Origin of the sequence: Agrobacterium larrymoorei (assembly GCF_030819275.1) — a bacterium.
GTDB classification, from domain to species: Bacteria; Pseudomonadota; Alphaproteobacteria; order Rhizobiales; family Rhizobiaceae; genus Agrobacterium; species Agrobacterium larrymoorei_B.
The window spans coordinates 1,326,552-1,340,676 of record NZ_JAUTBL010000001.1 but is presented as its reverse complement, the minus strand read 5'-3'; the positions used below and the strand labels follow the sequence as shown (position 1 = coordinate 1,340,676).

9 protein-coding genes are annotated in these 14,125 nt (G+C 60.8%); 7 read left to right on the top strand and 2 right to left on the bottom strand.

Annotation, left to right across the window (positions count from 1 at the left end; translation table 11 throughout):
• The first annotated feature begins 145 nt into the window (after nt 1-145).
• The 7 genes from QE408_RS06135 to QE408_RS06105 all read left to right on the top strand — a co-directional run bounded on the left by QE408_RS06135 (nt 146) and on the right by QE408_RS06105 (nt 8,169).
• Nucleotides 146-946: an ABC transporter ATP-binding protein gene (locus QE408_RS06135; RefSeq protein ID WP_306929399.1), complete on the top strand. Its 801-nt coding sequence runs from the start codon at nt 146-148 to the stop codon at nt 944-946.
• Nucleotides 943-1,956 carry a FecCD family ABC transporter permease gene (locus QE408_RS06130; RefSeq protein WP_306929398.1) on the top strand — a complete coding sequence of 338 codons (1,014 nt, stop codon included), beginning with the start codon at nt 943-945 and terminating at the stop codon, nt 1,954-1,956. The genes QE408_RS06135 and QE408_RS06130 overlap by 4 nt, the downstream gene beginning before the upstream one ends.
• Nucleotides 1,953-3,017, top strand: a complete 1,065-nt coding sequence (locus QE408_RS06125; RefSeq protein WP_306929397.1) for a FecCD family ABC transporter permease — start codon at nt 1,953-1,955, stop codon at nt 3,015-3,017. The genes QE408_RS06130 and QE408_RS06125 overlap by 4 nt, the downstream gene beginning before the upstream one ends.
• Before the next feature lie 19 nt (nt 3,018-3,036).
• Entirely contained in the window at nt 3,037-3,990 is a 954-nt protein-coding gene (locus QE408_RS06120) for an ABC transporter substrate-binding protein (protein WP_306929396.1), read from the top strand.
• 198 nt (nt 3,991-4,188) lie between these two features.
• Entirely contained in the window at nt 4,189-5,028 is an 840-nt protein-coding gene (locus QE408_RS06115) for a siderophore-interacting protein (protein WP_306929394.1), read from the top strand.
• A 30-nt stretch (nt 5,029-5,058) separates the two neighbouring features.
• Nucleotides 5,059-5,286 carry a phosphopantetheine-binding protein gene (locus QE408_RS06110; RefSeq protein ID WP_306929393.1) on the top strand — a complete coding sequence of 76 codons (228 nt, stop codon included), beginning with the start codon at nt 5,059-5,061 and terminating at the stop codon, nt 5,284-5,286.
• Nucleotides 5,287-5,346: 60 nt separating this feature from the next.
• Nucleotides 5,347-8,169: a condensation domain-containing protein gene (locus tag QE408_RS06105; RefSeq protein ID WP_306929391.1), complete on the top strand. Its 2,823-nt coding sequence runs from the start codon at nt 5,347-5,349 to the stop codon at nt 8,167-8,169.
• Nucleotides 8,170-8,258: 89 nt separating this feature from the next.
• On the opposite strand, the gene QE408_RS06100 is transcribed toward QE408_RS06105, so the two are convergent.
• Both QE408_RS06100 and QE408_RS06095 read right to left on the bottom strand, forming a co-directional pair.
• Complete coding sequence (locus QE408_RS06100) at nt 8,259-9,608, bottom strand: condensation domain-containing protein (protein WP_306929390.1); 1,350 nt, start codon at nt 9,606-9,608, stop codon at nt 8,259-8,261.
• Between the two features lie 52 nt (nt 9,609-9,660).
• A complete protein-coding gene (locus QE408_RS06095; protein WP_306929388.1) occupies nt 9,661-14,103 on the bottom strand; it encodes an amino acid adenylation domain-containing protein in 4,443 nt (1,480 codons plus the stop codon).
• Nucleotides 14,104-14,125 lie beyond the last annotated feature (22 nt).

The window sequence follows — 14,125 nt, the reverse complement described above, 5'->3', positions numbered from 1 at the left end:
ATTTGTGGAGAGTTTTACTATAGTTTAGTGTCGCATCAAGACCCCATCACCGAGTCCGCTTTGTTTCGGCAGGTTCGTGAAGGAAATTCAGGTAGTTATACCACCCATGCGAAAACTCGAGGCATGGGCGCATGCGTAACAGGAGTTGTATCCGGTGCTTGACGCCATGGACCTTCATGCCAGCTACGGACATGTTTCCGTCCTGCGCGGGCTCTCCGCCCGCTTTCGCAACGGCCATGTTACGGCGTTGGTCGGACCCAATGGTTGCGGCAAGTCCACCCTGTTGAAAACCATCATGGGTTTCCTGCCTTTGTCATCCGGTACAATCACGCTAGAGGGTCGCTCGATCCGCGAGATCGGACGCCGGCATCTGGCACGGCGTATCGCCTATCTGCCGCAGGAGTGCCACTGCCCAGACTATATGACGCTCGGAGAACTGATCGAACTTGCCGGATATGCGCGCTACGGTCTCGCGAGCGGACCCACCGAGCGCGACCGTGTTCTGTTTGCCGAGGCGCTGAAAACCGTCGGGCTGGAAGACAAGGCACGTGCGCAGGTCAACACGCTTTCCGGCGGCCAGCGCCAGCGCGCTTTCATCGCCATGGTGCTGGCGCAGGATACGGATGTGATCTTGATGGACGAGCCGGTCAACCATCTCGACATGAAATATCAATACGCCGTTCTTGGACTGGTGCGCGAATTGACGGACAGGCACGGCAAGACCGTGATCGTCGTGCTGCACGATCTCAACCTCGCCTCCACCTTCGCCGATGACGTCATCATGCTGAAGGCAGGCCGCGTTCTGGCATCCGGACCGGTGGCCGCGACCATCACGCCCGCCAATGTCTCCGACGTCTTCGATCTTCAGGCCGATATTTTCTCCCGTCAGGGGCGGCTCATCTGCGTGCCCCGGCTCGAGCGGCAGGAACAGGCGATTTCCGCATGAGGTCGAAGGTGATGCCGATTTTTGCCGCCGCAGTGCTGCTGGCCGCCATCCTCGCCCTCAGCCTCGTGGTGATGTCCGGCGGCATGAGGTTTGCCGAGATCGTGGCGACGCTTGGGCGTGGCGAGGCAGACAGCTATGAGCAGTCGGTGCTTCTCTACCAGCATGTGCCGCGGCTGCTGATCGCCATCTATGTCGGGGCGACGACAGCCGTCAGCGGCTGCGTTCTTCAGGGCGTCGTACGTAATCCGCTTGCTTCTCCCTCCACCCTTGGGCTGAATGCCGGAGCGACGCTGTTCGTCATTGCCGGGGTGCTGGTTTTCGACCTCTCTGCCGAATTGCAGGGCCTTGCCGCGCTCGCCGGTGCTGGTTTCGGTTTTGCCGCCTGTTTACTCGTTGCGCGGCTTGCCGGACGGGCAAACGACCCGCGGGGCCTGTCACTCATTCTTTCCGGTGCACTTGTCTCCATGCTGCTCATCGGCATGACCAATGCCCTGCTCCTTTCTAACCCCACACGCCGCGCCGAATTCCTGAGTTGGGTAGGCGGCAACATCAACCATGTCTATGCCGAGCGCCTGTTCGATTTCTGGTGGATCGGGGGAATCGCGCTTGTGATCCTGTTGGCACTCGCCCGACCGCTGACGCTCGTCCTGTTAGGCGCGGAAAAAGCCACCTCCGCCGGTGTGAACGTGACGCTGGTATCGCGCATCGCGCTTTTCGCTGCCATGCTTGCGTCCGGTTCTGCAGTTGCGATCTGCGGTCCGATTGGTTTCGTCGGGCTCATCGTGCCGCATATGATCCGGCCGCTGCTGGGTGTTCATTTCACCCTCGCGCTTCCTGCCTCCGCCCTTGTCGGCGCGGGGCTCTGCGTGCTGGCCGATCTTGGCGCGCAAACCCTGTTTGCACCCTATGTCGTCAATACCGGGCTCTTCATGGATTTGCTCGGCGGCCTCGTCTTCATCGTCATCGTCAAGCGCTTCTATCTCTCGCCCTCGACACGGGGTCTCGCATGAAACGGGACGTCGCGACCGATGGCAAAGCGGTGCTGAGACTGCATAGCGGTCTCCAGATCAATATCGGCAACCTGAAAGCAGGCCTCGCACTGCTCTTGCTGGCGCTGGTGCTTGCGGCCCTCTCGGTCAGTCTCGGCAATACGGACACGGGGCTTATGGATCTGCTGCGCAGCTTTATGGGCGGGCAAATCGCTGACGATCAGGCCTATGCGTTATGGACGGTGCGATTGCCGCGTATCCTGCTTGGCTTCATGGCCGGCTGGAGCGTGGCGCTGGCAGGGGCGATGCTGCAATCCGTCGCCCGCAATCCACTGGCCGATCCAGGTCTCTTCGGCTTGAGCCAGGGCTCGATGACGACGATCATGCTGCTTCTGGTGTTGATGCCTGCCGCACCGAAAATAATGGTTGCGCTTGCGGCGGTCGGAGGCGGACTGGCGGTAGCCTTTCTGCTGATCGCGCTCGTCGGGCGTGACCGTTCAAGCGGGCTTGCCATCCTCCTGATGGGGATTGCCATCGAATCCGCGCTTTCCTCCGTCTCGTCCGTGCTTCTGCTTTACACGCCGGCGGAAACCTCCCTGTCATTGGCGGACTGGATGGCCGGTTCGCTGTTTCAGGCGAACTGGCAGACCATATTCGTCTTCGCCCCGCTTTTCGCCATGAGCCTCGTCGGCTTTTTCCTGCTGGGCCGAGCACTTGCGGTCTTCGACCTCGGCAACGAGATGGCCATGGCGCTGGGAGAAACCGTCCAGCATTCGCGCCCGCTCGTCATCGTCTTCGCCGTCCTTCTCAGCGCCTCCTCGGTGACGGCCGTGGGTCCACTGACCTTTCTCGGCGTCATTGCCCCGCATCTTGCCAGCTTCATTTCACCCGCCGTCGGCCGCGCCAAGCTTCTCCTTTCGGCACTCACCGGCGGCATCCTGGTGGTGACCGCCGATACGCTGTCCCGCGGGCTATTGGCCGACACGCCGATGCCGATCGGCCTCGCGCTGACGCTGATCGGCGTGCCGCTTTTCATCCTGACGCTGCGCCTCCAGTCGTTGCGCAGAACCAACAGCCATTAAAACCATCAAAGAGAATGCCATGCGAACAGCAATCCTCATCGCCGCCCTTCTAGCTGCAGGCACCACCGTTGCCGCCGAGCGCACCGTCACCGACGCCGCCGGTCGCAGCGTTTCCATACCCGACAATCCGCAACGCATCGTCGTCATGCATGAGCCGCTGCTCGGCGTACCGCTGATGGATCTCGGGGCCCATGTAGTCGGCGCCTATGGCCGCAACAGCGATGGAACATTCGCCACCGCCGTCGATTTCGTCGATACGGTTCTTGGTGAAGGCCACACGAAACCGAAAGGCTTCGGCGCTGTCGGCCAGATCGACCTCGAAAAATTGCGGGCGCTGCAACCGGACCTGATCGTCGCCACAGAAATGGACAACGGCAAGGCCTCGCAGCTGTCCACCGTCGCGCCGGTCTATCTGCAAAAGGCAAGTGCCGGCAAAGCCTATGGCTTCAGCGTGGAGAAGGACCTAGCCGATCTGGTCGGCAGAAGCGATGTCTTCGCTGAACGGCGCGAGGTCTATGAAACGAAACTTGCGGCGGTCAAGCAAACACTGGGAGACAAGGCGAAGGACAAGACCTATCTGGCCATTCTGCTGACCGACCAGATCAATGCGGTGGGGGATATGTCCGGCGCGGTGCAGGCGCTGGAGGATCTCGGTTACAAGCGGCTGAAGATCAAGGCCGCCGCCGCGTCAGGCGCCATGGGGTCCACCCTGATGATGCCGCTCAGCCCCGAGGCTTTCGGCAAGCTCAATCCCGATCTGCTGGTGGTGATGAACAGCTATACCAGCCCTATCCGCGGCGAGGCCGGAACCCGAGCTGCATTGGAAAAGATCATTCCCGGCTGGGAGCGTTTCGTAAAGCCTGCACGCGAGGGCAGGATTGTTTTTCTCGATTCCACCAAAGTGACCACGCCTTCCATTCCAAGCGCGCTGCACACGCTGGACGAGGTGGAAAGCTGGGCGAAAAGCCGATAAACCAGCACCCGACTATAACTTGAGTTTTTGAAGAAAGTTATATTGCAGGCGCCGGAACCGCCTGTTATGGTTGGCCAATCTTATGCAACGACGCCTGAGAGCGCCCTTACGAGGCAGAAGGGAAGCGGTTCTTTGGCCAGCCGATCCGGGGCTGCAAGACCGCCAGCCCATCGGCAACATCCCAGGGAAGACAATAGAATGAGCATATTAGAAACGATCGATCCCGAAGTTCCGGACCGCACACCCAAACGACATCGTCACACGGTGAAGCTGAGGGCGCTGACCGTCTCGCGGGTGGAAAAACTCAGCCCCTCCATGGTGCGCATCATCCTGACAGGAGCGGAACTGGAAGGCTTCACCAGCCTCGGCTTTGACGACCATGTCAAAATGTTCTTTGCCCGGCCCGGCGAAACCGAACCGAGCCTGCCGGTGATCGGCCCGAATGGCATCGAGTTTCCTGAAGGCGCGCCGCGCCCGCTGGCGCGTGACTATACGCCGCGAAGCTTCGACGTCGAGAAGGGCGAACTCGCCATAGACTTCGCCATCCACCACGATGGCCCCGCCAGCAACTGGGCGAGGTTTGCCAAGGCGGGCGACAAGGCCTGGATAGCCGGGCCGCGCGGCTCCTTCACCGTGCCGTTTACCTTCGACTGGCATCTGCTGATCGCCGACGATACCGGCCTTCCCGCGCTCGCGCGGCGGCTTGAGGAAATGCCAGCGGGAAGCCGCGTTGTGGCGCTGATCGAGGTAGAGAGCGACGCCGACCGGCAGGACCTTGTTACCACGGCGGATGCGTCGATCATCTGGGTCACGAAGACGGCGGGCGACCGACCGGATCATGATGCGTTGGTGGATGCACTCAGCAGACTTGACCTGCCGCAGGGTGATTTCTTCAGCTGGGTCGCCTGCGAATCCAAGGTCGCCAAGACACTGCGTACCCTTCTGATCGATGAGCGCGGCGCAAATCCCAAATGGACACGCGCCTCGGGTTACTGGCGCCGGGGCGCCAGCGGCGTTCACGATCATTTCGATGAGTGACGCGGCCTCCGCTGCGGAGCGACAAGAACGATGACAGAGCTCAAGGCCATTCTCGAAAACGTTCTGGGCGATGAGGCTGGCGGCATCGAGCCGGGTGACAATCTGTTCGGCCACGGGCTTCATTCACTGATGCTGATGCGTCTCATCCCACCAATATCCCGCATCGCCGGGCGGCGGCTCGATTATGACGAGCTTGCCCGGCAACCGACGCTTGCCGCATGGCAGGCTTTGATCGAACGCTCGCTCACGGAGCATTGAGCCCGCGAGCGACAATCTTTCGCGCTGGAGCGCGATACCCGCATTATCAAGGAGAGGACCATGGCAGCAGACTCGAGTCGGATGCTCTCACGCCGCATTGAGGCAGGCCACGAAACGGAAAACTCGGCCCCGCCGAGCCCCTATGAGGAACGTGTCTGGTTCGAGCAGTTTCAGGATCCCGATCAGGTCTTCCGGCATCTTCTTACCTATCGCATCGGCGAGGAATGCGATCTGCTGCGCCTGACGCAAGCTCTCAACACGCTGTGCGAGAGCTGGCCTGAACTGCGGGCCCGTTTCAACTTCGGTGAGGAAGGCGTTCTGACCAAGAGTATCGAACCCCACTCCCCGTCTCTCGTGCAACTTCTGCATGTTCCTTCCAAGGGCGAGGCGCTGACCCTGTTGCACGATCTCCAGGCGCGGCCTTTCGATGCCGAGATCGATCCACCGTTTCAGGCCGTCGTGCTTCTGAGCGAAGGCGACATCCTGCTTGGCGTTCTTGTTCACGCCCTGCTTTGCGAAGTCCTCTCGCCGGATATTCTGCTGGACGGCATCACTGCTGCCTATGCGCGGCAGACGCTGCAGCCGCTTGCCCGCCGCAAGGTCGAGCACGGCGGCATCGATCCGGTTCCGCTGATCTGGCTGCATCCGCCATCCTCCGGTGCGACGGTGGTGGCACTGCGGCAGAACAAGCTCGGCAGACCGACAAGCCACAGTCATGGCGTTGACCTTCCCGCGAGCCTTCTCGACCTTGAAAGCCCGACCACGCCGAATGCGCTTCTGGCACGTCTGGGTGCGCGCTTCGCCCTTTATCTCGCCGCCGATGGTGGCCTCAACATTGTAACGCTCCGTATCCAACCCTTTGCCGCCGCAGGATTATCGGTAGAAGCTGGGTCGCGGGTATCGATCATTCGCGGCCAGTCGCAGGAGCAGGCGGAAAACGCCGTCTTGGCGGGGCTGGAAGGACGAAGCGACGATCAAGATGCCATCGCTACTCTGACATTGCATCCACTGGCACCTCCCGGCGAGCCGGTACCGGAGCACGGATTGCAATTCGAGCCCCTGCATCTGCCCTCGCTGCAATCCGGTCTTGGCCTCACGCTTGCCGTTGGCCCAACAGTGGCAGGCGATATCCGCCTCGAACTGACGGGTGGGAAGGAAATGTCGCCGCATGCAACGGCCTTCTTGCTGGAGCGTTTCGTCAGTCAACTCGAAGGCGCAGCGGATTTTGCCGGTTTCGCCCAACGCGAGAGGGATGCGGCGGCACTGCCAATCTTGCAAGCCGCTGGTGGGAGCGAAGACGACACCGCCGCGATCATACTAGCAGAATTTCGCGAAGCACTTGCCTCTCCTGATATGCAGCCGGAGGATGACTTCTTCGATTTCGGCGGCCATTCCCTGATCGCGACGCGCATCATCGGTCGCCTCCTCGCCAATCACGGCATCGAACTGCGTTTCAACGATCTCTTCAGCTACCCGACCGCCGCTTCGCTTGCCAAACAGGCAACACGCCTCGATGCAAAAGCACCGGCGCTGGGAGAACCGACAGCAAGTGGTTCACTGACCGCACCGCTGTCGCTTGCGCAGATGTCGCTATGGAAGGCTTACGCCGCCTTTGGCTTTGGCGACATCTTCAACATCCCCTTTGCGCTCGATTTTCTCGACCCCGTGGATGAGCACGCCTTCCAATGCGCCTTCCTCGACATCATCGAGCGCCATCCCGGCTTGCGAACGCAGTTTTGCGTTGAGGGTGATACCGTTATCCAGAGGATCGTGCCGATGCATGATCTGCCGGATTACAAATGGTTCTGGACCAGCGAGGAGAGTGAGGGCGTGGATCGGCATGCGGAGGCCGGCTGGCGCTTCGATCTCTCCAGCGAACTGCCAATGCGGCTGCGCTTCCTCAGGAACCCACAGACGGGCAGGCAAGTGCTCTCCTTCCTCTTCCACCATATCGTGCTGGACGAATGGTCGGTGAACCTGATGATGGATGAGCTGACAGAGGCCTACAAGGCCAGGGCCGCAGGCAGGGCTCCCGTCTTTGCGACCGAACCGCAGCCTTTCCATGAGTTCGCCAGAAAACAGGTGGCCTCCGGCCTTAACACCGACCATCTTTCCTATTGGACCGACATGCTGCGCGATGCTCCTAAGAGCCTCAGCATCGGTGGCAAGGGCGGCGTGCCGGATGAGTCTTCGCATGACGAAGCGCCAGCGGGCGGCTGGATCGAGCTCAAGCTGGAAAAGCATGTCAGCGACGGGCTGTACGCTATAGCAAAGCAGAACAGCGCCTCGCTGTTCAACGTGGTCTATGCCGCAATTGCCGCATCGCTTCGTCATCTCGGCGGCCTGAACGACCTCGTCATCGGCACCTCGGCATCGGGCCGTACCGATAGCCGCTACTTCGATACGATCGGCTATTTCACCACAGTCGTCGCCCATCGTGTGCGGTTTGAGGACAACATGACGGTCGGCGCGCTGATTTCGACGGTGAAGAACACCATCAATACCTCGCTGGACCACAGCGAAATCCCCATCGATCTTGTTGAGGAGGCGCTGGGCATGACACCCGGTCGTGACCATCTCTTCGAGGTCTTCATTCAGATCCACGCCAAGAACAAGCTGAACGGCACGCTGATGACACCGGACGGCAAGCCGGTGGAGTTCCGCCAGATCGATCCCGACAAGCACGAATCCATGCTGGGTCTGCAATTCGAGGTCATGGAGGAAACAATCGGTGGCGAAAGGTCGATCCGCGTGCTGATGAGCTACCGCTCCGACCGATACGGCCCCGACGACGTAGAACGTTTGCGCAGCACGACCAGCGACATCTTCAACCGTTTCGCCGAACCCGGTGCCTCGGGTCGTCTGCTGACGACGCTCACCTGAAACGATCGGCATTATGAAAAACCCGGCTTGATCATGTGAAGCCGGGTTTCGTTGATCAGCGAAGCTTCGAAGCTGGCCTCGTGTCGATTTTACCGGACCGCTTGCCGGGCGGTCGAGGACGCTTCCTGCGCGGCAAGGATCATAGCTTCTTCGCGCAGCATGGCGTCGATAAACTGTGGCAGTTCCTCGCAATAGCGGGCGAAATCGTCTGCCTCTGTCAAAGCAGAGTCAGCATCGATGTGAAGGTTCAGGTCGCTCCCGTCATCCTCGCCGCGGAAGGTGAGATTGAAGCCGTCGCCCGGGCCATTGGCAAGAATATGCCGCGTGACATCGAGCCCGGCAAAGACCGGCGCGCTGAACGGCAGCACATTGATGAGCGGCGAAAAGAAAAACCGCCGGCCCTTCGGAATTTGCCGGTCGGCGGCGATCTGTTCGATGCGGTAGCGGCCATGCAGGCGCTGCCGACGAAGATCGGCTGCATTGCGCGCCAGAAAGGCGCCGACACTCTCCCCCCGCGCAATGGCAAGATGGAAAGGCAGAATGTTGACCAGCATGGCCGGCATATGCGCCCCCACACTGCCCCAGCGGCTCATGAATGGCAGCCAGACAGTCAACACCTCCCGATCCGGGCGTGGGAGAACGCGGTGAAGATAAAGGCCACAGAGCAGAACAAGAAGATCCGGCCAGCCGATCTCCAGCCGGACGGCCATCTGCTGCAGTCGCGCACTGAAGCCCGCCGGCAGGGCAGCATCCCCATGTAGGTCACCGCCACCATAGTCCTCGCAATCCTTGTCGAGAACCGGTAGATCGGCGGAGCCGGAAAGATAGGCAGTCCAGAAATCGCGGTCCTTCTCGAAACGGCGGCTGTTTCTGTAGGACTCCTCTTCAGCGAGGAAGCTGGCGAAGGAATGGAAGTCCGGCCCCGGCTCGCCGGTACCGCAATAATGCCCGTAAAGCTGGCCGCAGCGCTGCTCGACCAGTGTCAGACCATATCCATCCACAACGATATGATGGGCGCGGATGTACCAGAGATAGCGATCATCCGCGATGCGGTAGAGCACCTGGGCGGAGAGCCGGTCGGCGCGAAGATCGAGTCTGGCTTCCACGTCGGCGTTCATTCGGCGCAGCGCTTCATCGAAGGGTGAGGGCTCGGCGGAAAGATCGACAAGCATCACCTGCGGCGCATGAGCGGGATCGCAGCATTGCTGCGGCGTCTCGCCATCCTCGCCGAGGCGAAAGCGGATCGACAGAACGTCGGATTCGCGCACGGTGCGCGTGATCGCCGCAATGAGCGCAGTTTCGTTCACGGCACCGGAAAGATCGATGTAATGAGCGACGGTGGAGACCGGCTCGTCGGGATGGAAGGAAAACTCTTCCCAGAAATCGAGTTGGGGCTGGGTCAGCGGAAGCCAGCCATCGGCGGTATTCATTTGCGCCATTTTTCTTTCCTTGCACTGTTCCTGTGATCGGGCCTGGCCGACCGGATTTGGCTTACGCCGCCTTCGCAGCCAGCAGCGATGCAACCTGACTGGCATTGCGGCACCGCAAGAGCTGCTGCGCGGTCAGCTCCACGCCGAAGGCCGTGCGGATTTCCGCCGAGACGGTTTTGAGATGGGAGGGCAGAAGACCAAGCGCGATGAGGTCGCTATTGGCATCCACATTCACCGGTTTCTTGCCGAGTACGCCAAGATAGATATCGAGTATCCGCCTGTCGCCTCGATCATTTGCGGCAGGGCGGGGTGCTGCGATCTTCGTCACCGGCTCCGCGCCGAGCCCCGCTGTCATCAACAGCTCACGGGCGCGGCGGCGATCCGGCTTGCCATTGGCCGAGAGCGGCAGGTCTTCGACCTTGAGGAACCGGCCCGGCACGTGCGACTCCGGCAAATGGCTGCGGGCGAAACTGCGCAGATCCGCGCTGGAGAGTTCGAGGCCGGGTGCCGTGACGTAAAGCACCCCGATGGCCGCCTCGCCCTTCTGCTCCACACCATGATCCACCACCAGCACCCGCTGGATGGCGGGATGGCGGATCAATTCGTTCTCCACATCCGGCATCGACACACGAACGCCACGTACCTTGACGTAACCATTCACTCGGCTAGCAAACATGATCTTGCCATCTGGCCTATAGCGGCCCCGGTCCCCGGTGCGGAAGGCGCGGATGGAATGGCCGTGATCATCCTTGATGGTGACGAAATCGGTCTGAGTGATGGCGCCCTCTTCCAGATAGCCGAGCGCGACGTTGACGCCGACCGTATGGATGCGCCCGACGACGCCGACCGGGCAATGATCGCCGCGATCATTCAGGATAAAATAGCGATTGCCCGGCAGCGGATGGCCATAGGGTATGGCCGCGACATCCTCAGTGGCAATCTCGTGCCAGATGCTCCAGATCGTCGTCTCCGTCGGGCCGCCAAGTGAAACCAGCCGCATCGCGGGATTCATGCGGCGTAGTTCGTCGATGATTACCGGCTTGATGTAATCTCCTCCCTGGGCGACGAGCCTCAGCGAGGCGAGTTGATCGCCCCGGCGGCAGGAGAGCAGCATTTCGAGGATGGCGGGCACCGAGCACCAGAGCGTCACCTTATGTTCCGCCACCAGTTCGTTCCAGCGAACGGCATCCTTTTCCTCGCCCGGCTCCGGCAGAACCAGCGTCGCGCCGGCGGCCAGCGCGCCGAACACATCGAAGACTGACATATCATGGTGCAGCGGAGTGACCGAGATGAACACGTCCTTTTCCGTCGCCGCCCATTCGTCAAGCGTGCTGCCGATGACATTGGCTGTCGCTCGATTGGAGAGCACGACACATTTCGGTTTGCCCGTGGTGCCAGAGGTATAAAGATAATAGGCTGGCTCCTCGCTGCGCGACAGCGCAGCCACATCCTCCATAGACGCATGGGTACCCGCGGAAGCGGAGAAAATATCTGCGGGATCGACGCTTGCGAAACCCTGCGGCACAGTGCTGGAGATGATGATGGCGGGACGGCAATTGGTTAAAAGGTAACGCAGGCGATCTTCCGGCGAAGCGGCATCGATCGGAACCCAGATGGCGCCCGTCAGCGCAGCGGCCAGCGTGATCGCCGTATGCTCGACACTCCGCGGCAGGCAGATTGCCACGACATCGCCACGGCCGATGTTGCGTGCTTTCAGGCCAGCCATGGCACCCGCCACCATATCGCCGAGTTCACCATAGGGGATATGGCGTTTGCCGCTGATGAGCGCCGGTCGATCCGGATCTCCATCAAACAGATGTCCGGCGATCCGCTCTAAAAACGGCGGGCAGACGACAGTCCTTTCGTCGCCGTTCAACCGGTAATGGGCCAGATCGACAACGTCCCGTGCGTTGACTGAGAAATCACCGCTTTCCGTAATCCGGGCCATAGCGCGATCGATGGCGGCGAGGATGTCGGACACCATGCCGGCATCGATGGCCTCTTCGGCATAATCGATATCGAGTACGAGATCGCCATGGGGGTTGTGCGAGAAGCGAACATCCATCGCCACCTGCGGCGTCTGAGTCAGCCCATCCGTCCAACGCATGGTCGATTGCGGCGACAGCGCCGGCCAGCTCAGCCCGTTGGTGATGACGATGGGCAAGGCAAGCCCTCCGGGATTGGCGTTGAGCAACACGCGGTTGAGATCGACACCGGAAAAGGCAAGGTGATCCAGCCCTTCCAGCACATCCACCTGCAATTCGGATGCGCGCTGCGCAAATTCGCCCTTACTGGCATCCCATTGGACGGCGATGAAGCTCGACCGGTTGGCGAACGCGCCCTCCACCTGCGGCGCGACGGGAACCCCGACGACCAGAGCGCCCTCGTTTAGCCAGAGCGAGAGCACATCGAGAACGACGGCCATCAGGGCCGAATTCTTGAACAGCCGTTGCTTTGCGCCGATCCGCGAGAATGCGGAAAAACGCTGTTTCTCAACCGTTAAACTTCGGCGTCTGTAGCGGGAAGTGGATATGGTTTCGAGGGGCGCTTTCCACGGAAGTTGCGATGGCACCTGGGCCTGTTTCAGCTTCTCCGCCCAATAGGCCGCATCTTTCGGACGCAGCGCCGCCAAATCCTGCTTCGACGGTCCGGCGACGACGGGGGTTTCGAGGGGCACAACGCCATCGAAAAGCTCTGCCGCGAGACTGGCAATGGCGCGACCATCGAGTATCAGCGCATCGAAACGCAAGAATACGACGATAGTATCGGCGTTCGCGCCGCTATCCGGCAGGAGAAAAACCGTAACCTGCCATGGGGAGAAAGAAAGGTCGAAATGCGCGTGGGAGAATTCCTCCCTCGCCGCGTCCAGACGCTCTTCTGCATTGGCAGGAGCAAGGCCTGAGAGATCGACCACAGCGAGATTGACCTGTGTTTCATCGTGAACCGTCTGCACCAGACGCCGCTCATCGATGCGCGTTCGCAGGCTTTCATGGCGTCCTACCATCTCGGCGAGACGAGCTTGCAGGAGGGAAGGACTGATGCGGCCGCGATATTCACGGAACTCCTGCATCGCCACGCCGGAGAGCGGCAAATGCGTGCCACGACCGAGCAGATAGGCCTGTTGCAGCGGTTCGAGAGGGCGTTCCATGCGTTTACTTTCTGGATTCGATACTGTTTCCGGCTGTGCGCCATGCAAGCGCTGGACGCTCTCGCAGACGAGATCCGGCTTCTCTGCCAGCCGACGCAAAAGGCCCGTATAGGTTTCGAAGAGCGATGCCAGCCAATGTTCCGGCAGCGCATCGAGCCGCACATCCCAGTTGATCAGCAACCCACCATCCACCGCTGTCGCCTGTGCATCCAGCGCCACGCCCGGCCCTTGCGAAACGGTGTGGATCATCGGACCGAAGAGCTGTCGAACACGCTCAGAAAAAAGATCGCCTCCAGGCAGATCGACCCCGGCGGTAAAGACCACCGGCGAGTTTTGCATGCTGCCGCGCTGGCGGGAAAGATCGCGCATAACGCTGACGCCCGGATAGGATTGATGGGCCAGCAGTTCGGCCATTTGTTCGAACAGCCGGCAAAGGAGCGTTTCGATCCGGTCTTCAGGGTGGATATCCACGCTCAGCATCAGCACGTTGGAAAACTCACCGACGATATCGTCGACGCCTTCCACCAGCGGCTCACGCCAGAAGGACGGCACGGATAGACGGAAATTGTTCGCCCGCGTCGCTTGCGACAAGGTGATCGCGAAAACGCCGAGCAAAAGTGTCGATGTGGTCACCGAGCACCGCCGTGCGGCCTGTTCCAGCTTGCGCAGTTCGGCGGCTGAAAGCATTGCAGAGAGCCGATCTGTACGGACTGAGCGTGACGGATCGTCGGGCAGAAACGGCAGCGGAGGTGCATCGGGCATACCGATAAGCCTTTGCCGCCACCACAGGCGATCCCTGTGTTGTCGCTCCCTTAAAGCACGATCGGATGCCAGACGCCCGGCCCAGTCGAAGAAGGACACAGGTGCCTCTCCGGAAAATTCCTCGTCCGCCATCTCGTAGAACCGGGCGAGGTCCTCCATAACGATGCGCGTGCTAGCGGGATCGATGGCAAGCATATCCGTGTCGACATGCAAGCGGCAACGTCCCTCCGGCAACAGGCTGAGCGAGATTGCCGCTGGCGCCGCCACGCGAAGATCGGCACGACGGTGGCCCCATTGCTCACGCTTTGCTTCGAGCCGGCGCATCAGCGCCTGCGAATCGAGCGCGGTCATGTCCTCCACATCGAGGCGAAGCGAGCGGGTAAAGGGATCGGTGGACTGGCGTCCCTCCGCATCAATCCTGAGACTGAGCATGGGGTGACGCTGGCAAAGCCTATCGACTGCCACGGCCAGTTTTTCCGTGTCCAGCGTCTGTCCCTCAAATTCGAGGTAAAGATGCGGTGTAACTTTTCCGAGTGGTCCGCCCACTTCGCGACCGACCCAATAGGCCGCTTGCATCGGCGTTAAATCTTGCATGTGAATTTGTACCGGTTGACAA